This is a genomic window from Streptomyces sp. NPDC021224, assembly GCF_044332905.1.
Taxonomy (GTDB): Bacteria; Actinomycetota; Actinomycetes; order Streptomycetales; family Streptomycetaceae; genus Actinacidiphila.
Window position 1 is genome coordinate 66,292 of the sequence record NZ_JBIRPW010000012.1, and the last position, 24,760, is coordinate 91,051.

9 protein-coding genes are annotated in these 24,760 nt (G+C 73.7%); 5 read left to right on the forward strand and 4 right to left on the reverse strand.

All coding sequences use genetic code 11. The features are described 5' to 3' along the window. Nucleotides 1-125 precede the first annotated feature (125 nt). From ACH4PY_RS26515 to ACH4PY_RS26530, 4 genes are all read right to left on the reverse strand, one after another. Complete coding sequence (locus ACH4PY_RS26515; protein WP_398187825.1) at nucleotides 126-803, reverse strand: anti-sigma factor family protein; 678 nt, start codon at nucleotides 801-803, stop codon at nucleotides 126-128. Further along, complete coding sequence (locus ACH4PY_RS26520; protein ID WP_398187828.1) at nucleotides 800-1,432, reverse strand: sigma-70 family RNA polymerase sigma factor; 633 nt, start codon at nucleotides 1,430-1,432, stop codon at nucleotides 800-802. Before ACH4PY_RS26520 ends, ACH4PY_RS26515 begins: the two co-directional genes overlap by 4 nt. Before the next feature lie 214 nt (nucleotides 1,433-1,646). Beyond that, nucleotides 1,647-2,519 carry a 3-methyl-2-oxobutanoate hydroxymethyltransferase gene (gene panB / locus ACH4PY_RS26525; RefSeq protein WP_398187831.1) on the reverse strand — a complete coding sequence of 291 codons (873 nt, stop codon included), beginning with the start codon at nucleotides 2,517-2,519 and terminating at the stop codon, nucleotides 1,647-1,649. A gap of 151 nt (nucleotides 2,520-2,670) precedes the next feature. Beyond that, nucleotides 2,671-3,291, reverse strand: a complete 621-nt coding sequence (locus ACH4PY_RS26530) for a TetR family transcriptional regulator (protein ID WP_398187834.1) — start codon at nucleotides 3,289-3,291, stop codon at nucleotides 2,671-2,673. Between the two features lie 82 nt (nucleotides 3,292-3,373). Between ACH4PY_RS26530 and ACH4PY_RS26535 the strand changes: the two genes are divergently transcribed. The 5 genes from ACH4PY_RS26535 to ACH4PY_RS26555 all read left to right on the forward strand — a co-directional run. Next, nucleotides 3,374-4,309: an oxidoreductase gene (locus ACH4PY_RS26535; RefSeq protein WP_398187837.1), complete on the forward strand. Its 936-nt coding sequence runs from the start codon at nucleotides 3,374-3,376 to the stop codon at nucleotides 4,307-4,309. A gap of 296 nt (nucleotides 4,310-4,605) precedes the next feature. Continuing rightward, nucleotides 4,606-5,715 carry a cytochrome P450 gene (locus ACH4PY_RS26540; protein WP_398187840.1) on the forward strand — a complete coding sequence of 370 codons (1,110 nt, stop codon included), beginning with the start codon at nucleotides 4,606-4,608 and terminating at the stop codon, nucleotides 5,713-5,715. Then, nucleotides 5,715-5,927, forward strand: coding sequence for a ferredoxin (locus ACH4PY_RS26545; protein ID WP_398187843.1), 213 nt, complete (start codon nucleotides 5,715-5,717; stop codon nucleotides 5,925-5,927). The genes ACH4PY_RS26540 and ACH4PY_RS26545 overlap by 1 nt, the downstream gene beginning before the upstream one ends. A gap of 330 nt (nucleotides 5,928-6,257) precedes the next feature. After that, on the forward strand, nucleotides 6,258-6,836 hold the full coding sequence (locus ACH4PY_RS26550) for a LuxR C-terminal-related transcriptional regulator (protein ID WP_398187846.1): 579 nt from the start codon (nucleotides 6,258-6,260) through the stop codon (nucleotides 6,834-6,836). 262 nt (nucleotides 6,837-7,098) lie between these two features. Then, a partial coding sequence (locus tag ACH4PY_RS26555) for an SDR family NAD(P)-dependent oxidoreductase (protein ID WP_398187849.1) occupies nucleotides 7,099-24,760 on the forward strand: 17,662 nt, incomplete at its 3' end.

Here is a 24,760-nt window from a genome sequence, read left to right on the forward strand (position 1 = left end):
ACGGCACCGACACGGCACCGACACGCCCTGTCGGTGCCGCCGACACGCCCCGGCACGCCGTGTCGGTACGCCGTCGGTGCGCTTTCGGTATGCCGCTGACCTGCGGAAACGCTCGGGCGGCGGGGTCAGGCGGGGACGCTGACGAGCAGGTCGCCGCGCTCGGTGCGGATCTCGAAGTGGGTGATGTCGCCCGCGTGCAGCCCCGCGGCGCCGTGCACGGTGAGCGGAACGGGCTGCGTGTCGGTGCCGTAGCCGTCCGCGGGGACGGACCAGGTGGCCACCGTCTGCTGGTCGCCGTCCATCGCGTAGACCAGCAGCCGGCAGGTCAGCGGGCCGCGGACACCGGTCAGCCGCAGGTCGATCACACTGCCCCAGCCCTTGTCCGTCACGCCGACGACCGCCGAGACGCCCGTCGCCGGGTCCGAACCGCTGTGCTGCTGGGTGCTGAAGCCCGGCTGCGCGGCGGACGAGCGGCTGCCCTGCACGGACACCACGGCGACCACCGGACCGCCCACCACCAGCACCGCCGCCGCTGCCACCGCGACCGCCAGCCGCCGCCGGCGCGACCTGCGCGCGCCCGCGACCTGCGCGAGCAGCCGGTCCAGCAGCGCGTCGCCGCTGGGCGGACCGGCGAGATCGACGCCGTCCGCGCGCAGCTCCGCGAGCACCGGCACGACCCCGCCCAGCTGGTCCAGCTCGTCACCGCACAGGTCGCACTCCGCCAGGTGCGTCTCGAAGCGCGCCATCTCGTCGTCGTCGAGGGCGCCGAGCAGGTAGGCGCCCACGTCCATGTGCGGGTTCACGACGTCGTCACCCCCCTCTCCTCCAGCGCGTTGCGCAGCGCGCGCAGCGCGTAGAACACCCGCGAGCGTACGGTGCCGGGCGGCAGCCCCAGTTCCGCGGCGGCCTCATTGACGGTACGGCCCCGGAAGTACGTTTCGACGAGGGCCTCGCGATGTGCCTCGGACAGGTCCTGCAGCGCGTCGGAAATGGTCATCAGGCGCAGCGAGCGTTCCAGTTCGTCGCTCGCGGGAAGCTGCTCCAGGGCGGCGGGGGAGGTCTCCGGCGGGCGTGCCTGGCGGCTGCGGTGGCCGTCGATGACCAGCCGCCGGGCGACGGTCACCAGCCACGGCCGCAGCGAGCGGGCCGCCGGGTCGAGCGTGGCGGCGCTCTTCCAGGCCCGCAGCAGGGTCTCCTGCACGATGTCCTCGGCCAGGAAGCGGTCACCGGCCACGAGCCGCACGACGTACGCGTACAGCGCGCCGGCGTGCTCGCGGTACAGCGCCCGCATCAGCTCCTCCTCCGGAGCGGCGCCGGCCGGCCCCGAAGGCCCGTGGGGTGGTCCTTCCACGGGCGCATCCTGCCCTACCCGGCCCGCGCGGTCGAGATCGCCTCCCACGGCGAGCGCACCGCGACGCGGAGTGAGGTTCATGGCGGAGGTCCGGTCCGTCCCGTCGGTGCCGGTGGGCGCCCCCGGGCGGAGCGCTCACCGGCACATACGGGCGGACGGCGGGAATGTCTCAAAAGGGCCCGTGCGGATTTCGCGGGAAGGCCCTTTCCGGACGTCCTGCGCGAAGACGCCCGCACGAGGACACACCCCGTGCGGACGCCCGTCGCGGATCGAGCGGATCGAAACGATCAGCGGATCAGTGGAACGTGTGCTCCTCGGCGGGGAAGGCCCCGCCGACGACCTCCTCGGCATACGCCTTGGCCGCGTCGCCGAGCGAGCGCCGCAGGTCCAGGTACTGCTTGGTGAAGCGCGGCACCTTGCCGCCGGTGAGGCCGGCCATGTCCGTCCACACCAGCACCTGCGCGTCGGTGTCCGGCCCGGCGCCGATGCCGACGACCGGGATGTGCAGCGAGCGGGTGACCTCCGCGGCGACCTCGGCGGGCACCAGCTCCAGCACGACGGCGAAGGCGCCCGCGTCCTGCGCGGCCTTCGCGTCCCGGATGAGCTGCTGCGCCGCCTCCTCGCCGCGGCCCTGCACCCGGTGCCCCAGCGTGTTGACCGACTGCGGCGTCAGGCCCAGATGCGCCATGACCGGGATGCCGGACTCCACGATCAGCCCGGTGGCCGCGAGCGAGCGCTCCCCGCCCTCCAGCTTGACCGCACCGACCCCGGCCTCCTTGACCAGCCGCGTCGCGCTGCGCAGCGCCTGCACGGGACCTTCCTGGTACGACCCGAAGGTCAGGTCCCCGACGACCAGCGCGCGGCTCGTCCCGCGCACGACCGCCGCGGCCAGCATCGTCATCTCGTCCAGCGTGACCGGCACGGTGCTCTCGTAGCCGAGGTGGCAGTTGCCCATCGAGTCCCCGACCAGCAGCACCGGGATCCCGGCCTCGTCGAAGACCGACGCGGTCATCGCGTCGTACGCGGTGAGCATCGGCCACCGCTCCCCGCGCTCCTTGGCGAGCGCCAGATCACGGACCGTGACCCGGCGGCTGCGGCTCCCGCCGTACAGCGCCTTGGGATTGTCGAGCCCCTTGCCCTGCTCCTGGGCAGCAGAAAGTGACGTCATTCTCGACGGCTCCTTCACGTCATCTCGAGGCACCCTGACGGTGTCCCCGGACCACCCCCCATGCTGGCACGCTGCGCGCCCGCGGCAAAGGGGGCTCCCCGTCCCGGCTCGCTCCCGGGCGGCGCGGCACCCGTGGCGGGGCGGGCGCGGCTCAGGACCGGGCGCGGTCCACGACGGAGTCCAGCGCCGGGGCGACGACGGCGAAGGCCCGGCCGGTCAGCTCCGCCGGGTCCACGGTGTCGTCGTCGCTCCACCGCTGGAGGATGGTGTCGAAGGCCGTCAGCGCCATCCCCGCGGCCAGCTCCGGGTACAGCTCCGCCGCCGGGTCCATGCCGAGGCGCCGGGCCAGTTCCGCCGCCAGCTCGCCGCGCCACTGCGCCTGGCGCTCCAGGAAACGGGCGAGCAGCGGCGGTGTGCGCAGGATCAGCCGCACCACGCTCAGCGCCCGGTCCGCGTGCCCCGCGCAGGCGTCGACGGACGACTGCACCGCGTGCCGCAGCGCGACGGACGGCGGCTCCTGCGGCGGGCGGGCGGCCAGTTCGTCGCGCATGCCGGCGCCCATCTCCGCGAGGAACTGGACGACGACGTCCTCCTTCGAGGAGAAGTAGCGGAAGAACGTCCGCTTGGACACGCCCGCCGCCGCGGTGATCTCGTCCACCGTCACCGCGTCGAACCCCTCGCGCACGAGCAGGTTCAGCGCGGCCTGGGTCAGTGCGTCCGCGACGAGCGCGCGCTTGCGCTCGGCCAGGGTCCCAGCGGGTCGGGAAGTCATCCACCCATCGTAGGCGCCGCGCCGTTTTCGCCTCCAGATGCCACGCTTGACACTCAATGCCACGGAGGGCACGATGAGCCGCATGACGCGTGAGAGCCGTTGGCGAGCCGACCAGATGCCGGACCAGGACGGACGGGTGTTCGTCGTCACGGGGGCCAACAGCGGCCTCGGACTGGCGACCACCAGGGCGCTGGCCCGCAAGGGTGCCCGGGTGGTGCTGGCCGTCCGCGACGAGGAGAAGGGCCGCCGGGCCGTCGTGCAGCTGATGTCCGAGCAGGCCAGGGCCCGACTGGAGGTCCGCCCGCTGGACCTGGCGGACCTGGCGTCGGTGCACGCCTTCGCCGACGGGCTGAAGTCCGACGGGGTGCATCCCGACGTGCTCGTCAACAACGCGGGCCTCATGGCGCCGCCCCGCACGCTCACCGCCGGGGGCCAGGAGGTGCAGTTCGCCGCCAACCACCTCGGCCACTTCGCCCTCACCGCCCTGCTGCTCGGCCTCATGGCCGACAGCGACGACCCCCGCGTCGTCACCGTCACCTCCGCCAACCACCGCCAGGCGCGGATGTTCTTCGACGACCTGACGGGTGAGCGCAAGTACGCGCCCATGGGCTACTACAACCAGTCCAAGCTCGCCAACGCCCTGTTCGGCTGGGAGCTGCACCGCAGGCTCGGTGCGGTCGGCAGCCGGGTCCGCAGCGTGCTCGCGCACCCCGGTTACACCGCCACCGGACTCCAGACCAGCGCGCCTGTCGGCCGGGTGAAGTTCGTCTTCGGCCGGCTGCTGCTGCCGCTCGCGCAGGCACCGGAGCAGGGCGCGCTGCCGCAGCTCTACGCGGCCACCGATCCGCAGGCGCGCGGCGGTGAGCTCTACGGGCCCGACGGCATGGGTGAGTTGCGTGGCGCGCCCAAGCGGGTGGAGCTGGCCCCGCGCGCCACCGATCCGGCGGCCGCCGCCCGGCTGTGGCAGCTTTCCGAACAGCTGACCGGAGTGAGTTTCGCGCTGCCCGCCGTGGTCTGACCCGTTTGTCGAGAGGTATCGGGCGTTCGCGCCATATAGGCTGCCCAAACACCGGAACAAACTATTCCGTTGGCCCCGGGCCAAGTGTGAGTCAGATCACTCTTTGGCGGCCCTTTGGTGCGATCCCTGTTACGATGATGACCCCTTATTGACAGCACGTTGTTCGGGGGTCCACTGTGACGAATAAGGTTCCGGACGTTGATGTCGTAAATCTCCCTGCTTTCCCATTCATAGGCCCGGAAAGCAATCCCTTCATTCCGGTCCGTGATGACGACCTGGCGCGCTTAGAAGGGGCCATGGGCAAGGTCCGGCTCCCCTTCGGGGGATGGGCCTGGCTGGCGACGCGGCACGATCAGGTCAAGCAGCTGCTGCGGCACCCCGGATTCAGCTCCGACCAGTACCGTCCGGGATTCCCGGTGCTGAATCCGCTGCCGCCCCAGCAGGCGGACGCCACCGGGCTGTTCATCTTCATGGACGGCGAGGCGCACAGCCGCCTGCGGCGCATGCTCACCGCCGAGTTCATGATCAAGAACATCCGGCGGATCGAGCCGCTGATCGAGGAGACGGTCGTCGAGACCCTGGAGCGCATGCGGGCCGGCGGCCCGCCCGCCGACCTGATGAGCGAGTTCGCGCTCCCCGTCCCGTCCATGACGATCAGCCACCTGCTGGGCGTCCCGTACTCCGACCACGAGTTCTTCCAGGAGCACAGCCGCGCGATCATGGACCGCAACTCCGGTCCCGCCGAGGTCGGGGCCGCGCTCGGCGCCCTGAGCCAGCTCCTCGGCGAACTGATCACCTACAAGCGCACCACGCCCGGCGAGGACCTGCTGAGCAGGCTCGTCGCCGAGCGCGTCGTCCCCGGCGAACTGCGCGAGGACGAGCTGCTGAGCATGGCCCAGCTGCTGCTCGTGGCCGGCCACGAGACCACCGCCAACATGATCGGGCTGTCCGCGCTGGCCCTGCTGGAGCACCCGGAGACCCTGGACGCCCTGCGCAAGGACCCCGGCCTCGCCCCCAACGTGGTCGAGGAACTCCTGCGGTACGTCACCGTCGTCCGCACCGGCCTGCCGCGGCTCGCCATGGAGGACGTCGAGATCGACGGCCACCTGATCCGGGAGGGCGAGGGCGTCGTCGCCATGCTGTCGCTGGCCAACCGGGACGCGGCGGCCTTCCCCGACCCCGAGGTCTTCGACCCCGAACGGCAGGAGGCCCACCGCCACATGGCGTTCGGCTTCGGCCTGCACCAGTGCGTCGGCCAGCCGCTGGCCCGCGCCGAACTGCGCATCGCGCTGGTGGAACTCGCCCGCCGCTTCCCCGGCCTGCGCTCCCTGACCACGCTCGCGGACGTCCCCAAGCGCCACATGGCCGTGACCTTCGGGGTCGGCGAGCTCCCGGTGACGTGGTAATGCGCATCACCGTCGACAGGGAACTGTGCTGCGGGTCCGGCAACTGCGTCGCCAACGCCCCCGAGACGTTCGACCAGGACGATGCCGAAGGACTCGTACAACTGCTGGTGGAAGAAGCGCCCGAAAATCTCCGGGCGCAGGTGGAAAGAGCCGCGCACATGTGCCCGGTGGGTGCGATCAGTGTCAGTCCGCAGGCTGCTTCGACGAATTGACGACGCCATAGTGCGGGGGCGAGTGCGCCGTTGCCCGTGAACCGTCCGGCGGGGGACCGATGAATATCACCGGCCCGCCGGACCCGGTTCCGGGTCCGCTGTGAATTCTGCCGCGAGCGCCGGATGGATCGTCGTCTTCCTCCGGTGCTTCTTCGGCGTGCCCGCCTCTCTGGCGCACGGGGCGAACCCGTGCGTGTCCGCGTCCGGAAACGGTGTGTCGCTGCGCGTCCTCACTGCGTGCATTTCACGCCCAGCAGGGGAGCGATGATGAACAAAGACCCCAGAATACGAATTGTCGTGTGCGACCAGCATCCTTACGGACGTCTCGGTATGCGCGAGGCATTAGGCCGGGACCCCGCGCTGTGCGTGGTCGGGGAGGCGCCCGGTCTCGGCGAACTGGTCCCGGTCGTCGACCTGTGCCGCCCCGACGTCGTGGTGCTGGCCGACCCGCCCTCCGCGTCCTACGCCGACACCCACGAGATGGTCGGTGTCGGCGCCGACCTGGTGGTCGTCGTGCCCGACGCGGACGTCGCCCTCGGCTGGATCGGCTGCACCCGGGCCGAGATCAAGGCCCTCGTCCACTCCGACGACCCCGAGGAAGAGCTGGTCACCGCCGTCCGCAGAACCGCCGACGGCACCGGATACGTCTCACCCGGCCTCAGCGGCCCGCTGCTCGGGTACGTGCGCGCCTCACTGCCGCGGCGCCTGACCGTCGTCCCCACCCACGCGCCCCTGACCTCGCGCGAGTCCGAGGTGCTGGAGCTCGTACGGCGCGGCATGGCGAACAAGGAGATCGCCCGCCGGCTCGGACTGAGCGAGAAGACCGTCAAGTTCCACGTCTCCAACGTGCTCGCGAAGGCGCACATGGCCTCCCGGGCCCAGCTCATCGCCTCCGCCAGAACCATGTGAGCCGGGGCCCCGCGAGCACGAACGACCGCGGACGCCCGATCGTCCACGCCCCCGACCGTCCACGCCCCGGCCGTCCACGCCTCCGACCGCCCACGCCCCGGGCGGCACCGACCACCCGGCCCCGCTGATTGCAGCACAGGCCCGGCGGCCGGACAACCTGGACGAAGGTCCAGCACCGGCCGGAAAACCCCTACCGAAGCCCCAGGTCCGGGCCGTTCCTCTGACGGAAGCCGATCTTGGGGTCGCTGCGGATACTCCGAGTATGAAGCCATCCATGCCCGGTGACCAGGTGACCGACGGCTCCTACGACAACGCCGTCGCGGTGATCGGCCTCTCCTGCCGCGTCCCGTCGGCCTCCACCCCGGCCGAGCTGTGGCGACTGCTGTCCGAAGGAACCGACGCGGTCTCCCCGTGGCCACAGGACAGAGGACCCGGCTCCCCGTCCTGGCGTGGCGGCTTCCTCGCCGACGTCGGCTCCTTCGACGCGGCCTTCTTCGGGGTACGGCCCGAGGAAGCCGCCGCCATGGACCCCCAGCAGCGCCTCGCGCTGGAACTCGCCTGGGAGGCGGCCGAGGACGCCGGGACGCCCGCCGACCGGCTGCGCGGCACCCGCACGGGGACGTTCGTCGGCGTCGCGTCCGACGACTACACCACCCTTGCCACCCGCGCCGCGCTCACCGGCCGGACCGGCGGCGGCGACCTGGACGACTTCGTGGGCCGCCACCGCGCCGTCGTCGCCAACCGGATCTCCTGGACCCTCGGCCTGCGCGGGCCGAGCCTGGCCGTCGATGCGGCCCAGGCGTCGTCGCTGGTGGCCGTCCACCTGGCCGCCGAGAGCATCCGCCGCGGCGAGTGCGACCTCGCCCTCGCGGGCGGCGTCAGCCTGATCCTCTCGCCGGAGAGCATGACGGCCACCGCGGGCCTGGGCGCCCTGTCCGTTCGCGGCCGCAGCGCCGTCTTCGACGCGAGCGCCGACGGGTTCGTACGCGGCGAGGGCGGCGGCATGGTCCTGCTCAAGCCGCTCGCGCGGGCCGTCGCCGACGGCGACCCGATCTACTGCGTCATCCGCGGCAGCGCCGTCAACAACGACGGCGCGGGCGACCGCCTCACCGACCCGGACGCGCAAGGCCAGCAGGACGTCCTCGCGCGCGCCTACGCCGACGCGGGCACCAGCCCCGACGCCGTCCAGTACGTGGAACTGCACGGCACCGGCACCCCCGTCGGCGACCCCGTCGAAGCCGCCGCCCTGTCCGCCGTCGTCGGACGCGGCACCGACCGCCCCCCGCTGCACGTCGGTTCGGTCAAGACCAACATCGGCCACCTGGAGGCCGCCGCCGGCATCGCCGGACTGCTCAAGGCCGCCCTCAGCGTCCGGCACCGGCAACTGCCCCCCACCCTGCACTTCCGCACCCCGCACCCGGCGATCCCGCTGGACACGCTCAACCTGCGCGTGCAGACCGCGCTCGACGCCTGGCCCCGGCCCGACGCCCCGCTCGTCGCGGGCGTCAGCTCCTTCGGCATCGGCGGCACCAACTGCCACGTGGTGCTCGCCGAAGGCCCCTACACCGGCCGCCCCGGCCGCCCGGTCGCCCGGCCCGCCACCCCCCGCCCGCTGCCCTGGGTCATCTCGGCCCGCACCGGCCGCGCCCTCGACGCCCAGGCCGGCCGCCTGCTGGACCACCTCCGGGACGGCGACCTCCGGGACAGCGACCTCCGGGACAGCGACCTCCCGGACAGCGGCGACGACGCGGCCGACATCGCCCGCTCGCTCGCCGCGACCCGCACCGCCCTGGAACACCGCGCCGTCGTCATCGGCACCGACCGGGCCGAACTCGCCGCCAAGCTGGCCGACTTGCACGCCGCCGCCGTCACCGGCGTGACGAGTGCGGCCGGTGCCACCGGCAACCCCGGCGCCACCGCGGCGGAGGGCCGTACCGCCTTCCTGTTCGCGGGCGGCGGCGCGCACCGCCTCGGCATGGGGCGCGAACTGTACGCGGCACACCCCGTCTTCGCCCACGCGCTCGACGAGGTGCTCGACCACTTCGACCCCGCCCTCGGCCTGCGCGAGGTGCTCCTCGACGCCCACGACGACACGGCGGACGCGGAGACCGCGGCCGCCGCGCTCGACGGCATGCGCCTCATGCAGCCCGCGCTGTTCGCCTTCCAAGTCGCCATGTACCGCCTGGTCACCTCCTGGGGCGTCACCCCCGATCTGCTCGTGGGCCACTCCTTCGGCGAGATCGTCGCCGCCCACGTCTCCGGCTCCCTCTCCCTAGCCGACGCCGCCGCCCTCGCCGCGGCCCGCGGCGCGCTCATGGAGGACCTGCCGCCCGGCGGCGCCATGATCGCCGTCGAGGCCACCGAGGAGGAGGCGGCCGAAGCGCTGCGGGACACCGACGACGTGTCCATCGGCGTCATCAACGGCCCGCGCTCCGTCGTGCTGTCGGGCGCCGACGCGTCCGTCACCCGCGTCGCCGCCGCCTTCCAGGACCGGGGCCGCCGCACCACCCGGCTGCGCGTGCAGAACGCCGCCCACTCACCGCTCACCGTGCCCATGCTCGACGACCTCGCCCGCAGCATCAGCGGGCTGACCGCCGACGCACCGCGTATCCCGGTCGTCTCCACGGTCACCGGGCGCACCGGCACCCCGATGACCGAGCCGTACTGGATCGCCCACGTCGGCGCCACCGTGCGCTTCCACGACGCCGTCACCGCCTGCCGCGAGCTGGGCGTCACCCGCTTCCTCGAACTCTCCCCGGACTCCGTCCTCACTCCGCTGGTCCACCCCACGGAGACCGAGGTCGCCGTCGCCCTCCAGCACCGGGACGTCCCCGAACCCGAGGCCCTGCTCACCGGGCTCGGCGCCGCCTGGGTCACCGGCCTGCCCGTCGACTGGGCCGAGGCCGTCGGCGACGCCCGCCTCGTCGCCCTCCCCACCTACGCCTTCCAGCGGGAGCGCTACTGGCTCGACGAACTCCCCGCCGCATCCGCCGCATCCGCCGCGTTCGCCGCCGAGCAGCACCTCAGCTCCACCACGCTCGCCCTGCGCGACACGATCCGCAGCTCCCCCGACGGCTTCCTCCAGCGCTGGCTGGCCGAACACGTCGCCGAGATCGCCGGCGGCCACGGGGCGGACCCCGAGACCGCCCTCCGCGACCCCGACACCGCCTTCCGCGACCTCGGCTTCGACTCCGCGCTCTCGGTCCAGCTGCGCAACCGGCTCGTCTCCGCCACCGGGCTCCGCCTGCCCACCAGCGTGCTCTTCGACCACCCCACCCCCCAGGCGCTCGCCGCCCACCTGCACGACCGGATCGTCGGCGCCCTCGACACCCCCGCCGCACCCGCCGTCACCCCCGTGGACGTGGACGCGGACGCGGATCCGGTGGTGATCGTGGGGATGGCGTGCCGGTTGCCGGGTGGGATCGAGTCGCCGGACGGGTTGTGGCGGGTGGTGTCGGAGGGTGTGGACGCGGTGTCGGAGTTTCCGGCGGACCGTGGGTGGGATCTGGCGGGGTTGTACGACCCGGATCCGGATCACGCCGGGACGAGTTATGCGCGGCACGGCGGCTTCTTGACCGGTGCGGGTGATTTCGACGCCGATTTCTTCGGGATCAGTCCGCGTGAGGCGGCGGCGATGGATCCGCAGCAGCGCCTGCTGCTGGAGACGGCGTGGGAGGCGCTGGAGCGCTCGGTCATCGACCCGACGTCGCTGCGCGGCAGCCGAACCGGCGTCTTCGTCGGCGCCATGAACATGGAGTACGGCCCCCACCTGCACGCACCCGTCGACGGCACCGAGGGCTTCCGCCTCACCGGCAACACCACGAGCGTGGCGTCCGGCCGGATCTCGTACCTGCTGGGTCTTGAGGGTCCGGCGATGACGGTGGACACGGCGTGCTCGTCCTCGCTCGTCGCCCTGCACCTGGCCGCCCAGGCGGTACGCAGCGGCGAGTGCTCGCTCGCGCTCGCGGGCGGCGTGACCGTGCTGTCCACGCCCGGCATGTTCGTGGAGTTCTCGCGGCAGCGGGGGCTGGCGCCGGACGGGCGGTGCAAGGCGTTCGCGGACGCGGCGGACGGTACGGGGTGGGCCGAGGGTGTCGGCGTGCTGGTGGTCGAGCGGCTCTCGGATGCGCGGCGCAACGGGCACCGGGTGCTGGCGCTGGTGCGGGGTTCGGCGGTGAACCAGGACGGTGCGTCCAACGGTCTGACGGCCCCCAACGGTCCGTCCCAACAGCGCGTCATCCGCGACGCGTTGGCGGGCGCCGGACTGAACGCGGCCGACGTGGACGTGGTGGAGGCACACGGTACGGGTACGGCGCTCGGTGACCCGATCGAGGCGCAGGCGCTGCTCGCGACGTACGGGCAACAGCGCCCCGACGGCGACCCGTTGTGGCTGGGCTCGCTGAAGTCGAACATCGGGCACACGCAGGCCGCGGCCGGTGTGTCGGGTGTCATCAAGATGGTGGAGGCGATGCGGCACGGTGTGCTGCCGCAGACGCTGCATGTGGACGAGCCGTCGCACCACGTCGACTGGGATGAGGGCCAGGTTCGGCTGCTGACCGAGAACCGCCCCTGGCCCGTCGTGGACCGGCCGCGCCGCTCGGCGGTCTCGTCGTTCGGCATCAGCGGCACCAACGCCCACGTCATCCTGGAAGCCCCGCCCGCCGAGGTGGCGGAGGAGCCCGGCGCCGAGCCGCCCGCGTCCCTCACTCCCTGGGTGCTGTCGGCGCGGACCGAGGACGGCGTGCGGCGGCAGGCCGCACGGCTGCTCGCCCACCTCGACGACCGCCCCGAACTCGACCGGCGCGACGTGGCGTTGAGCCTGGTCGCGGGACGGGCGCGGCTGGAGTGCCGCGCGGTGGTGTGGGGCACGGAGCGCGAAACGCTGTGCGCGGGGCTGCGTGATCTGGCGGCGGGGGTCGCGTCACCGGATGCCGTGCTTGGCTCGGCGGCGGCTTCGGCGGGTGTGGTGTGGGTGTTTCCGGGTCAGGGCTCGCAGTGGGCTGGTATGGCGCGGGAGTTGCTGGATTCGTCCGAGGTGTTCGCTGCGCGGATGGGTGAGTGTGCCACCGCGCTGGACGCTCTGACCGACTGGTCGTTGCTGGAGGTGGTGCGCGGGGACGGGGCTGAGCTGGAGCGGGTGGATGTGGTCCAGCCGGTGTTGTTCGCGGTGATGGTGTCGTTGGCGGCGGTGTGGGAGTCGCTGGGGGTGCGTCCGGCTGCGGTGGTGGGGCATTCCCAGGGGGAGATCGCGGCCGCGTGTGTGGCGGGTGCGCTGTCGTTGGAGGACGCGGCGCGGGTGGTGGCGTTGCGGTCGCGGGCGATCCGCTCGCTGGCCGGTCGTGGGGGCATGGTCTCGGTGCTGGCGTCGGCCGACCGGGTGGGGGAGTGGGTGACGGACGGGCTTGCGGTGGCGGTGGTCAACGGGCCCGAGCAGGTCGTGGTGTCCGGTGCCCCGGACGAGCTGGACGCGTTCGTGAAGCGCTGCGAACAGGAGAGTGTCCAGGCGCGGCGGATCGCCGTGGACTACGCCTCCCACTCACCCCAGGTCGAGGAACTGCGAGGGGAGTTGCTGGACCTCCTGGGCGGAATAGAGCCGCGCAGCTCCGACATCCCCCTGGTCTCGACCGTGACCGGCGAGGTCATCGACACCTCGGTGATGGACGCGGAGTACTGGTTCACGAACCTGCGCCGACCCGTGCGCTTCGACCGGGCCCTCTCCACGCTGCTGGGCGACGGGCATCGGGAGTTCGTCGAGGTCAGCCCGCATCCGGTGCTGCTGGGCGCGCTGGTGCAGGCGGCCGAGGCGGCAGAGGTCGAGGGTGTGACTGCCGTGGGGACGTTGCGGCGGGAAGAGGGCGGCCGGGACCAACTGCTGCGTCACGCTGCCGAGTTGTTCACGGCCGGTGTGGACGTCGACTGGTCGTCGTGGGTCGCGGGCGGGCGGCTCGTCGATCTGCCGACGTATGCGTTCGAGCGCCGTCGCTTCTGGCTGTCGGCGGGCCGGTCCCCGGTGGACGCGGCCGGGCTGGGCCTCGACCCGGCCGGTCACCCCCTCCTGCACGCCGCCGTCCCGCTGGCCTCGCAGGACGGATGGGTACTGACGGGACAGCTCTCCCTCCAGGACCACCCGTGGCTGAGCGACCACGCCGTCCACGGCACCGTCATCCTGCCCGGCACGGCCTTTGTCGAACTCGCCCTGCATGCGGGTGGGCAGGCGGGGTGCGAGGTGGTGGAGGAGCTGACGCTGGAGCGTCCGCTGCTGCTGGCGGAGGGCGCGGCGGTCGTGGTCCAGGTGGCGGTGGGCGCCCCGGAGGACGAGGCCGGTCACCGGCCGGTCACCGTGCACTCCCGCCCCCAGGGCAGCAGCGACGAATGGAGCCGCCACGCCACGGGCTCCCTCGCGCCCGGAGACCCCGTACCGGAGGAGCGCCTGAGCACCGCGTGGCCGCCCCCGGGCGCCCGGCGGATCGACGGTCCCGACACCGTCTCCGGCACCTATGAGCGGCTGGCCGGGCTCGGTTACGGGTACGGGCCGGTGTTCCAGGGCCTGCGGGACGTGTGGCGGGTCGGGGAGGAGCTGTTCGCGGAGGTGCGGCTGCCTGTCGAGCCCGGCGGGTTCGGGCTGCACCCCGCGCTGCTGGACGCCGCCCTGCACCCCCTGCTCGGCGACGAACTCCGCGTGCCGTTCGCCTGGAGCGGGGTCCGTATGTCCTCGGTGGGGGCCTCGGTGCTGCGGGTGCGGTTGACGCCCGGGGCCGAGGGTGTGGTGCGGGTGGCCGCGTTCGACGGTGCGGGGCTGCCGGTCGTGACGGTGGAGGGGCTGCGGCTCCACCCGATGGCGCAGGACCAGCTCCGCGAGGTGGCGGGGCAGGGGAGCGGGGGGCTCTTCGCACTGCGGTGGACGGTCGTCCCGGTGCAGGAGCCGACGGCACGGGACGTGTCCCAGGTGCGGGTGGAGGAGATCGCGCCGGGTGGGGACGTACGCGGGCGGCTCGCGGAAGTGCTCGCGGTGGTACAGGACTTCGTGGCCGAGGGCCCGGAGGACGGCCGTCTGGTGGTCGTGACGCACGGGCGGATGGCCGGGGTCGCCGATCCGGTGACCGCCGCCGTGTGGGGCCTGCTGCGCTCCGCGCAGGCGGAACACCCCGGGCGTCTCGTCGTCCTCGACACACCCGCCGACGCCGACGCCGACACCGCGAGCGCGGTGGAGGCCGCTCTCGCGACGAACGAACCCCAAGTGGTGCTCGACGAGGGCCGTTTCCTCGTACCCCGGCTCGCGGCGCTGCCCGCCGAGGAGGACGGGGCCGCTGCCTCCCTCGCTTCCGAGGGGACGGTGTTGGTGACGGGAGCGGGCGGTGTGCTCGCGGGTCATGTGGTGCGGCATCTGGTGGCACGTCACGGGGTGCGGCACCTGGTCCTCGTCGGCCGTCGTGGGAGCGAGCGGGTCGACGACCTGGTGGCGGAGGTGGCGGCGGCGGGCGCGTCGGCGCGGTTCGTCACCTGCGATGTCGCGGACCGGGACGCGGTCGCGAGCGTGCTGGACGGTATCGGTGCCGAGCATCCGCTGACGGGCGTGGTGCATACGGCCGGTGTGCTGGACGACGGTGTGGTGACGGCGTTGACGCCGGAGCGGGTGGACACCGTCCTCGCGCCGAAGGTGGACGGTGCCCGCTGGCTGGACGAGCTGACCCGTGACGCGGAGCTGTCGGCGTTCGTGGTGTTCTCGTCGGCCGCCGGTGTCATCGGTACGGCGGGGCAGGGCAACTACGCGGCAGCGAACGCGTATCTGGACGCGCTGGCTCATGTGCGCCGGGCGGAGGGCCTTGCCGCGACCTCGATGGCGTGGGGTTTGTGGGCCGACACCAGCTCCATGACCGGTCACCTGGGGGACGCGGATCTGGCGCGGCTGACGCGCACGGGGCTGGCTCCCCTCCCCACCGAGGACGGCCTCGCTCTCTTCGACGCCGCCCTCCGGTCCGACCGCGCGACGGTCGTGCCCGCGCGTCTCGACCTGCCCGCGCTGCGGAACCGCGCGGCCCAGGGCAGCCTTCCCGCCGTCTTCGCCTCCCTGGTCCGGCTCCCGCTGCGCCAGGCGGCGGCGCCCGCTGCCGAAGAGGCCCGCTCCTGGACCGCCGCGATGGCGGTGTTGGGGGCGGAGGAGCGGTCGGCGGCGCTGGTCGCGCTGGTCGGGGCGCAGGTCTCGCTCGTCCTGGGCCATGGTTCGGCGGGTGCGGTGGATCCGCAGCGGGCCTTCCGGGAGATGGGCTTCGACTCGCTCACCGGCCTCGAACTGCGCCAGCGGTTGCAGACGGCCACGGGGCTCCGGCTGCCGTCCACCCTCGTCTTCGACTACCCGACGCTCACCGCGCTGGCCGGCTACCTCGACGAGCAGGTCGGCGGCACGTCCACGCTCCCGGCCGTGCCGCCCGCGCTCACCATGGCCGACGTGGACGCCGACCCGATCGTGATCGTGGGGATGGCGTGCCGGTTGCCGGGTGGGATCGAGTCGCCGGACGGGTTGTGGCGGGTGGTGTCGGAGGGTGTGGACGCGGTGTCGGAGTTTCCGGCGGACCGTGGGTGGGATCTGGCGGGGTTGTACGACCCGGATCCGGATCACGCCGGGACGAGCTACGCCCGGCACGGCGGGTTCCTGGTCGGTGCGGGTGATTTCGACGCCGATTTCTTCGGCATCAGTCCGCGTGAGGCGGCGGCGATGGATCCGCAGCAGCGCCTGCTGCTGGAAACCGCGTGGGAGGCGCTGGAGCGCTCGGCGATCGACCCGACGTCGTTGCGCGGCAGCCGGACCGGCGTCTTCACCGGCCTGATGTACCACGACTACGGCTCCCCGCAGACCGAGGCGGCTCAGGACGTCGAGGGGATGCTCATCACCGGCACCAGCGGCGGTGTCGCCTCGGGCCGGATCTCCTACCTGCTGGGCCTTGAGGGTCCGGCGATGACGGTGGACACGGCGTGCTCGTCCTCCCTGGTCGCGCTGCACCTGGCCGCTCAGGCGTTGCGGAACGGTGAGTGCTCGCTCGCGCTGGCGGGCGGGGTGACGGTGATGTCGACTCCGACGACGTTCGTGGAGTTCTCGCGGCAGCGGGCGATGTCCCCCGACGGGCGGTGCAAGGCCTTCTCGGACGCGGCTGACGGTGCCGGGTGGGCCGAGGGCGTGGGCCTGCTGGTGGTGGAGCGCTTGTCGGATGCGCGGCGCAACGGACATCGGGTGCTGGCGCTGGTGCGGGGTTCGGCGGTGAACCAGGACGGTGCGTCCAACGGTCTGACGGCCCCCAACGGTCCGTCCCAACAGCGCGTCATCCGCGACGCGTTGACGGCCGCCGGGATGAACGCGGCCGACGTGGACGCCGTCGAGGCCCATGGCACCGGCACCGCGCTGGGCGATCCGATCGAGGCGCAGGCCCTCCTTGCCACTTATGGCCAGGAGCGTGCCGGTGGAGAGCCGTTGTGGCTGGGCTCGGTCAAGTCGAACATCGGGCATGCGCAGGCGGCGGCCGGGGTCGCGGGCATCATCAAGATGGTCGAGGCGATGCGCCACGGCGTGCTGCCGCAGACGCTGCACGCGGACGAGCCTTCACACCACGTCGATTGGGAACAGGGCGACGTCCGGCTGCTGACGGAGAACCGCCCCTGGCCCGTCGTGGACCGGCCGCGCCGCTCGGCGGTCTCGTCGTTCGGCATCGGCGGCACGAACGCCCACGTCATCCTCGAAGCGCCGTCCGTTGACGTCACGGAGGAGCCCGGCGCCGAGCCGCCCGCGTCCCTCACTCCCTGGGTGCTGTCGGCGCGGACCGAGGACGGTGTACGGCGCCAGGCCGCGCGGCTGCTGGCGCATCTTGATGATGCTCCGGGGCTGGGGTTGCGGGATGTGGGGCTGACGCTCGCGTCGGGGCGGGGTCTGCTGGATCACCGGGCGGTTGTGCTGGGTGCGGATCGTGAGGCGTTGTCGTCGGCGTTGGCTGCGGTGGCTGCCGGTGAGGACACCCCGGACGCGGTGGTCGGTTCGGTGCGGACGGGCGGTGTGGTGTGGGTGTTTCCGGGTCAGGGCTCGCAGTGGGCGGGTATGGCGCGGGAGTTGCTGGATTCGTCCGAGGTGTTCGCTGCGCGGATGGGTGAGTGTGCCACCGCGCTGGACGCTCTGACCGATTGGTCGTTGCTGGAGGTGGTGCGGGGGGACGGGGCTGAGCTGGTGCGGGTGGATGTGGTCCAGCCGGTGTTGTTCGCGGTGATGGTGTCGTTGGCGGCGGTGTGGGAGTCGCTGGGGGTGCGTCCTGCGGCGGTGGTGGGGCATTCCCAGGGGGAGATCGCGGCCGCGTGTGTGGCGGGTGCGCTGTCGTTGGAGGACGCGGCGCGGGTGGTGGCGTTGCGGTCGCGGGCGATCCGCTCGCTGGCCGGTCGTGGGGGCATGGTCTCGGTGCTGGCGCCTGCGGAACGAGTGGACGAGTGGGTGACGGACGGGCTTGCGGTGGCGGTGGTCAACGGGCCCGAGCAGGTCGTGGTGTCCGGTGCCCCGGACGAGCTGGACGCGTTCGTGAAGCGCTGCGAACAGGAGAACGTCCAGGCGCGGCGGATCGCCGTGGACTACGCCTCCCACTCACCCCAAGTGGAGGAACTGCGGGCGGAGTTGCTGGACGTCCTAGACGGGGTCGAGCCCCGCGGCTCCGACATCCCCCTGGTCTCCACCGTCACCGGCGAGGTCATCGACACCGCCACCGTGGACGCCGACTACTGGTTCACCAACCTGCGTCAGGCCGTCCGCTTCGACCGGGCCCTCTCCACCCTGCTGGCGGACGGCCACCGGGCCTTCGTCGAGGTCAGCCCGCATCCGGTGCTGCTGGGCGCGGTGGTGCAGGCGGCCGAGGCGGCAGAGGTCGAGGGTGTGACTGCCGTGGGGACGTTGCGCCGGGACGAGGGCGGCCGTGACCAACTGCTGCGCCATGCGGCTGAGTTGTTCACGGCCGGTGTGGACGTCGACTGGTCGTCCTGGCTCTCCGGCGGCCGTCTCGCCGACCTGCCGACGTATGCGTTCGAGCGCCGCCGCTTCTGGCTGTCGGCGGGGCGGCCGCCCGTGGACGCGGCCGGGCTGGGCCTCGACCCGGCCGGTCACCCCCTTCTGCACGCCGCCGTTTCCCTGGCGGACCGGGGGGACATCGTGCTCACGGGCAGGATCTCCCTCGACACACACCCCTGGCTGGCCGACCACGCCGTCTTCGGTGCGGCCCTGCTCCCGGGCACGGCCTTTGTCGAACTCGCCCTGCATGCGGGTGGGCAGGCGGGGTGCGAGGTGGTGGAGGAGCTGACGTTGGAGCGTCCGCTGCTGCTGGCGGAGGGCGCGGCGGTCGTGGTCCAGGTGGCGGTGGGCGCCCCGGAGGACGAGGCCGGCCGGCGGGCGGTCACCGTGCACTCGCGCCCCCACGACACGGGTGCCGACTGGGTACGGCACGCCGTCGGCGTCGTGGTTCCCGGAACGCCCCTGCCCGTACCGCCCCTGAGCACCGCGTGGCCGCCCCCGGGCGCCCGGCGGATCGACGGTCCCGACACCGTCTCCGGCACCTATGAGCGGCTGGCCGGGCTCGGTTACGGGTACGGGCCGGTGTTCCAGGGCCTGCGGGACGTGTGGCGGGTCGGGGACGAGGTGTTCGCGGAGGTGCGGCTGCCCGTCGAGCCCGGCGGCTTCGGGCTGCACCCCGCGCTGCTGGACGCCGCCCTGCACCCCCTGCCGACGGACGACTTGCGGGTGCCCTTCTCGTGGAGCGGGGTCCGGCTGCGTGCGGTGGGGGCCTCGGTGCTGCGGGTGCGGTTGACGCCCGGGGCCGAGGGTGTGGTGCGGGTGGCCGCGTTCGACGGTGCCGGGCTGCCGGTCGTGACGGTGGACGAGCTGCGTATCCACCCCATGTCGGAGGACCAGCTCCGACAGGTCGCCGCCGGTCGGACGAGCGGCCTGTACGAGCTGGGCTGGACGGCCGCTCCGGTTCCGGAAGCGATACCGGGCACCTTCGCCGCGCGCGTGGAGGAGGTCGCGCCGGGCGGTGACGTACGCGCCCGGCTCGGTGAAGTGCTGTCGCTGGTGCAGGACTTCCTCACCGAGGGCCCGGAGGAGGACGGCCCACTGGTCGTGGTGACGCACGGGCGGATGGCCGGGGTCGCCGATCCGGTGACCTCCGCCGTGTGGGGGCTGCTGCGTTCCGCCCAGGCGGAGCACCTCGGGCGTCTGGTCGTCCTCGACACACCCGCCGACGCCGACACCGCGAGCGCGGTGGAGGCCGCCCTCGCAACGAACGAACCCCAAGTCGTCCTGCACGAAGGCCAGTTCCTCGTCCCCCGGCTGACCGCGTCCACGGTGGACGCGGACGGCCCGGCTGTTTCCTTCCCGCCCGAGGGGACGGTGTTGGTGACGGGAGCGGGCGGTGTGCTCGCGGGTCATGTGGTGCGGCATCTGGTGGCACGTCACGGGGTGCGGCATCTGGTCCTCGTCGGCCGTCGTGAGAGCGAGCGGGCTGACGACCTGGTGGCGGAGGTGGCGGCGGCGGGCGCGTCGGCGCGGTTCGTCACCTGCGATGTCGCGGACCGGGACGCGGTCGCGAGCGTGCTGGACGGTATCGGTGCCGAGCATCCGCTGACGGGCGTGGTGCATACGGCCGGTGTGCTGGACGACGGTGTGGTGACGGCGTTGACGCCGGAGCGGGTGGACACCGTCCTCGCGCCGAAGGTGGACGGTGCCCGCTGGCTGGACGAGCTGACGCGGGGCGCGGAGCTGTCGGCTTTCGTGGTGTTCTCGTCGGCCGCCGGTGTCATCGGCACGGCGGGGCAGGGCAACTACGCCGCCGCGAACGCCTACGTGGACGCGCTCGCGCAGGGCCGCCGCGCGGACGGCCTTCCCGCGACCTCGATGGCATGGGGCCTGTGGGCGGAAAGCAGCTCCATGACCGGTCACCTGGGAGACGCGGATCTGGCCCGGCTGACCCGCACCGGACTGGCCCCGCTCCGCACCGAGGACGGCCTCGCGCTCTTCGACGCCGCCCTGCGGTCCGACCGCCCTGCCCTCGTCACCGCCCTGCTCGACCTGCCGGCTCTCCGGAAGGGTGCCGTCAAGGACGGTCTCCCGCCGCTGTTCTCCTCCCTCGTCCGCGCACCGGTCCGGCGTCCCGTCGCCCAAGGCGGGGCGACGGGGGCCTCGTCCTGGACCGCCGCGATGGCGGTGTTGGGGGCGGAGGAGCGGTCGGCGGCGCTGGTCGCGCTGGTCGGGGCGCAGGTCTCGCTCGTCCTGGGCCATGGTTCGGCGGGTGCGGTGGATCCGCAGCGGGCCTTCCGGGAGATGGGCTTCGACTCGCTCACCGGCCTCGAACTGCGCCAGCGGTTGCAGACGGCCACGGGGCTCCGGCTGCCGTCCACCCTCGTCTTCGACTACCCGACGCTCACCGCGCTGGCCGGCTACCTCGACGAGCAGGTGCGCGGCACGTCCACGCTCCCGGCGGCACCGCAGCCGCCCACCAAGGCCGACGTGGACGCCGACCCGATCGTGATCGTGGGGACGGCGTGCCGGCTGCCGGGTGGGATCGCGTCGCCCGACGAGCTGTGGCAGGCGGTGGTGGACGGCCTCGACGCGGTCTCGGAATTCCCCGCCGACCGTGGGTGGGATCTCGCGGAACTCTACGACCCCGACCCCGATCACGCCGGGACGAGCTACGCCCGGCACGGCGGGTTCCTGGCCGGTGCGGGTGATTTCGACGCCGACTTCTTCGGGATCAGCCCGCGTGAGGCGGCGGCGATGGACCCGCAGCAGCGCCTGCTGCTGGAAACCGCGTGGGAGGCGCTGGAGCGCTCGGCGATCGACCCGACGTCGTTGCGCGGCACCCGCACCGGCGTCTTCACCGGTCTGATGGCCGGCGAGTACGGGCCGCCCCTGCACGAACCGGTCGACGGCATGGAGGGCTTCCGCATGCTCGGCAGCGCGTCGAGCGTGGCGTCGGGCCGGATCTCGTACCTGCTGGGTCTTGAGGGTCCGGCGATGACGGTGGACACGGCGTGCTCGTCCTCCCTGGTCGCGCTGCACCTTGCCGCTCAGGCGTTGCGGAACGGTGAGTGCTCGCTCGCGCTGGCGGGCGGGGTGACGGTGATGTCGACTCCGACGACGTTCGTGGAGTTCTCGCGGCAGCGGGCGATGTCCCCCGACGGGCGGTGCAAGGCCTTCTCGGACTCCGCCGACGGTGCCGGATGGGCCGAGGGCGTGGGCCTGCTGGTGGTCGAGCGGCTCTCGGACGCGCGGCGCAACGGCCACCAGGTCCTCGCCGTCGTGCGGGGCTCGGCGGTCAACCAGGACGGTGCGTCCAACGGCCTGACGGCTCCCAACGGGCCCTCCCAACAGCGCGTCATCCGTGATGCGTTGGCAAGCGCGGGGCTGAACGGCGCGGACGTGGACGCCGTCGAGGCCCACGGCACCGGTACCCCGCTCGGCGACCCCATCGAGGCGCAGGCGCTGCTCGCGACGTACGGCCAACAGCGCCCCGGCGACCGCCCGTTGTGGCTGGGGTCGGTCAAGTCGAACATCGGTCACGCGCAGGCGGCAGCCGGGGTCGCGGGCATCATCAAGATGATCGAGGCGATGCGCCACGGCGTCCTCCCGCAGACGCTGCACGCCGACCAGCCGACCCACCACGTCGACTGGGAACAGGGCCAGGTCCGGCTGCTGACCGAGAACCGGCCGTGGCCCGACGTGGACCGGCCGCGCCGCTCGGCGGTGTCCTCCTTCGGCATCAGCGGCACCAACGCCCACGTCATCCTTGAAGCGCCGTCCGTTGACGTCACGGAGGAGCCCGGCGCCGAGCCGCCCGCGTCCCTCACCCCCTGGATCCTGTCGGCGCGGACCGAGGACGGCGTACGGCGCCAGGCCGCACGGCTGCTCGCCCACCTCGACGTCCACCCCGGCCTCGACCCGCGCGACATCGCGCGCACCCTCGCCTCCGGGCGCGCCCTGCTCGACCACCGGGCCGTCGTCCTCGGCGCCGACCACGACGCCATGACCACGGCGCTGGCCGCCGTCGCCGCAGGTGAGGGCACACCGGACGCCGTGCTCGGCGCGGTCGGACCGGCGGGAACCGGCGGCCTGGCCCTGGTGTTCTCCGGCCAGGGCGCGCAGCGCGCCGAGGCGGGCCGGGAACTGTACGAGCGGTACCCGGTCTTCGCCGGGACGTTCGACGCCGTGTGCGCGGCGGTCGACGCGCACCTCGACGGGTACGTCGAACACCCGCTGCGCGACGTGGCGTTCGCGCCCGCCGGCTCGCCCCTCGCGGCCCTGCTCGACCAGAGCGTGTACACGCAGACCGCGCTCTTCGCACTGGAGACGGCGCTGTGGGAGCTGCTGCGGTCGTGGGGCGTCGCGCCCGACTACGTGATGGGGCACTCGCTCGGCGAGATCACCGCGGCCTGCGCGGCGGGCGTGCTGTCCCTGCCCGACGCGTGCGCCCTGGTCGCGGCGCGCGGCCGGCTGATGCAGGCGCTGCCGGAGGGCGGTGCGATGCTCGCGGTCGAGGCCGACGAGCACGAGGTCGGCGCCTACCTGGAGTCGGCCGGACTGGCGGAATCGGCCCGACGCGCGGACGCGGCAGGATCGGCGGACGTGGCCGGGTCGGCGGACGCGGCGGGCGCGGCCGGGTCGGCGGACGTGGCCGGGTCGGCGGGAGTGGCGGGCATCGCCGCCGTCAACGGGCCCCGGGCCGTGGTGGTTTCGGGGGACGAGGCCGCCGTGGTCGCCGTCGCCGAGCACTTCCGGTCCGCCGGGCGGCGGACGCGCAGGCTGTCGGTCTCGCACGCCTTCCACTCGCACCGCATGGAGCCCGTGCTCGCGGAGTTCGCCGAGGTGCTGTCGGGCCTGGCCTTCGAGCCGCCGCGGCTGCCCGTCGTCTCCAACCTCACCGGCGAACTCGCCGATCCCGCGCACCTGTGCACGCCCGCGTACTGGGTCGAGCACGTCCGCCGGGCCGTGCGGTTCGCCGACGGGGTGCGCTGCCTGGCCGACCGCGGGGTGACCACCTTCCTGGAGGTCGGTCCGTCGGCCGTGCTCACGCCGATGGCGCACGCCACCCTCGACGCGGCGCTGCCGGACGGCCGCTACGCCGCCGTGGCGACGCTCACCCCCGGGCGGCCCGAGGCGCAGGCGCTGGCCGCCGCGCTGGCCGTGCCGTTCACGGGCGGCCTGCCCGTCGCGTGGGAGCGGACGCTGACGGGCGGCCGCCTGGTGGAGCTGCCCGGCTATCCCTTCGCGCGGCAGCGCTACTGGCAGGCCGCCGACGAGACGGTCACCGGGCTGCGCGCCGCGGGGCTCAGCGCCACCCGGCACCCGCTGCTGGGCGCCGCCGTGCACCTGCCCGACGGGCAGACCGTCCTCACCGGACGGCTGCTGCCGGGCGCGCAGCCCTGGCTCGCCGACCACGCCGTGGACGGCACACCGCTGCTGCCCGGCACCGCCTTCCTCGAACTGGCCCTGCACGCCGGGGCGGAGACCGGCTGCCCGGTCGTCGAGGAACTGACCCTGCACACGCCCCTCGCGCTGCCCTCCGGCGCCGCGGTGTACTTCCAGGCGGTCGTGGGCGCCGCGGACGAGGACGGCCGCCGGACGATCGCCCTGCACTCCACGGACTCGCCGTCGGCCCCGGCCGCCGCCGAGGCATCCGTCCGCCACGCCACGGGCGTGCTCGCCCCGGCCGCCGCCCCGCTGCAGCCCTCCGCGCAGTGGACCTGGCCGCCGGAGGGGGCGGCACCCGTACCGCTGGACGGCTTCTACGCCGGGCTGGCCGCGCGCGGCTACGACTACGGTCCGGCCTTCCGCGGCCTGCGCGCGGCCTGGCGCACCGCGGACGAGCTGTGGGCGGAGGTCGAACTGCCCGTCGAAGCGGGCGGGTTCGGCCTGCACCCGGCGCTCCTGGACGCCGCCCTGCACACCGTCACCCTCGGCCTCCCGGACCTCGCCGCGAGCGGCGCCGACCGGCCCCTGCTGCCGTTCTCCTGGACCGGCGTGAACCTGGAGGCCACCCGCGCCGCCGTCCTGCGCGTCCGGCTCGCGGCGACCGGCGACGGCGCGGTGTCCCTGACCGCGGCCGACACCTCCGGCCGCCCCGTCGTCACCGTCGACGCGCTCGCACTGCGGCCGATGGCGGCGGGGGGCTCGGCCGCGGACCGGCCCGGCGGCCTGCACCTGCGCTGGCGGCCGCTGCCCACCGCGGGCGTCCCGGCGCTCCCGGCCGACCACGCCGACCTCACGGTCGTCCCCGTCGAACCGGGCGGCGACGACCCGCGGACCCGGCTGGCCGAGGTGCTGGAGTCGGTCCAGCGCTTCCTCGCCGACCCGGCACGGGAGCGCGCACGGCTCGCCGTCGTCACCCGGGGCACGCTCATGGACCGGCCCGACCCTGTCAGTGCCGCCGTGTGGGGCCTGGTGCGCTCCGCCCAGGCCGAGCACCCCGGACGGCTCCTGCTCGTCGACGTGGACAGCCGCACGGACGAAGCCCTGGCGGCGGCCGCCGCCACCGGCGAACCGCAGGTCGCCGTCCGCGGCGGCCGCCCCTTCGCCCCCCGGCTCACCCGGACCGCCCCACCCCTGCTCCCCCTGCCGGACGCCCCTGCCTGGCGGCTGCGCACGGAAGGCCCCGGCGCCCCGTCGCTCGTCGAAGTACCGTCTCCGGAACGGCCGTTGGGCCCGCTGGACGTCCGCCTGTCGCTGCGCGCCGCCACGCCGCCCGCCGACCACGGGACCACGGCGGCGCGCCTGGCGGACCCCGCGTACCTGGCGGACCTCGCGTATCCGGTCGTCGCTGGTGACGCGCCCGTTCCGGCCCACCTGGTCGTACCCGGCCACTTGGGCGCCTCTGGGATCCCGGCCGACTCGGTTCACGCGGCCGACCCGGCGTACT

Bases quoted from the DNA above. Each gene is read 5' to 3' on its own strand.
- ACH4PY_RS26545 (WP_398187843.1), top strand. From the start codon at position 5,715: ATGCGCATCACCGTCGACAGGGAACTGTGCTGCGGGTCCGGCAACTGC.
- ACH4PY_RS26520 (WP_398187828.1), bottom strand. From the start codon at position 1,432: ATGAACCTCACTCCGCGTCGCGGTGCGCTCGCCGTGGGAGGCGATCTC.
- ACH4PY_RS26540 (WP_398187840.1), top strand. From the start codon at position 4,606: ATGGGCAAGGTCCGGCTCCCCTTCGGGGGATGGGCCTGGCTGGCGACG.
- ACH4PY_RS26535 (WP_398187837.1), top strand. From the start codon at position 3,374: ATGACGCGTGAGAGCCGTTGGCGAGCCGACCAGATGCCGGACCAGGAC.
- ACH4PY_RS26530 (WP_398187834.1), bottom strand. From the start codon at position 3,291: ATGACTTCCCGACCCGCTGGGACCCTGGCCGAGCGCAAGCGCGCGCTC.
- ACH4PY_RS26550 (WP_398187846.1), top strand. From the start codon at position 6,258: ATGCGCGAGGCATTAGGCCGGGACCCCGCGCTGTGCGTGGTCGGGGAG.
- panB (WP_398187831.1), bottom strand. From the start codon at position 2,519: ATGACGTCACTTTCTGCTGCCCAGGAGCAGGGCAAGGGGCTCGACAAT.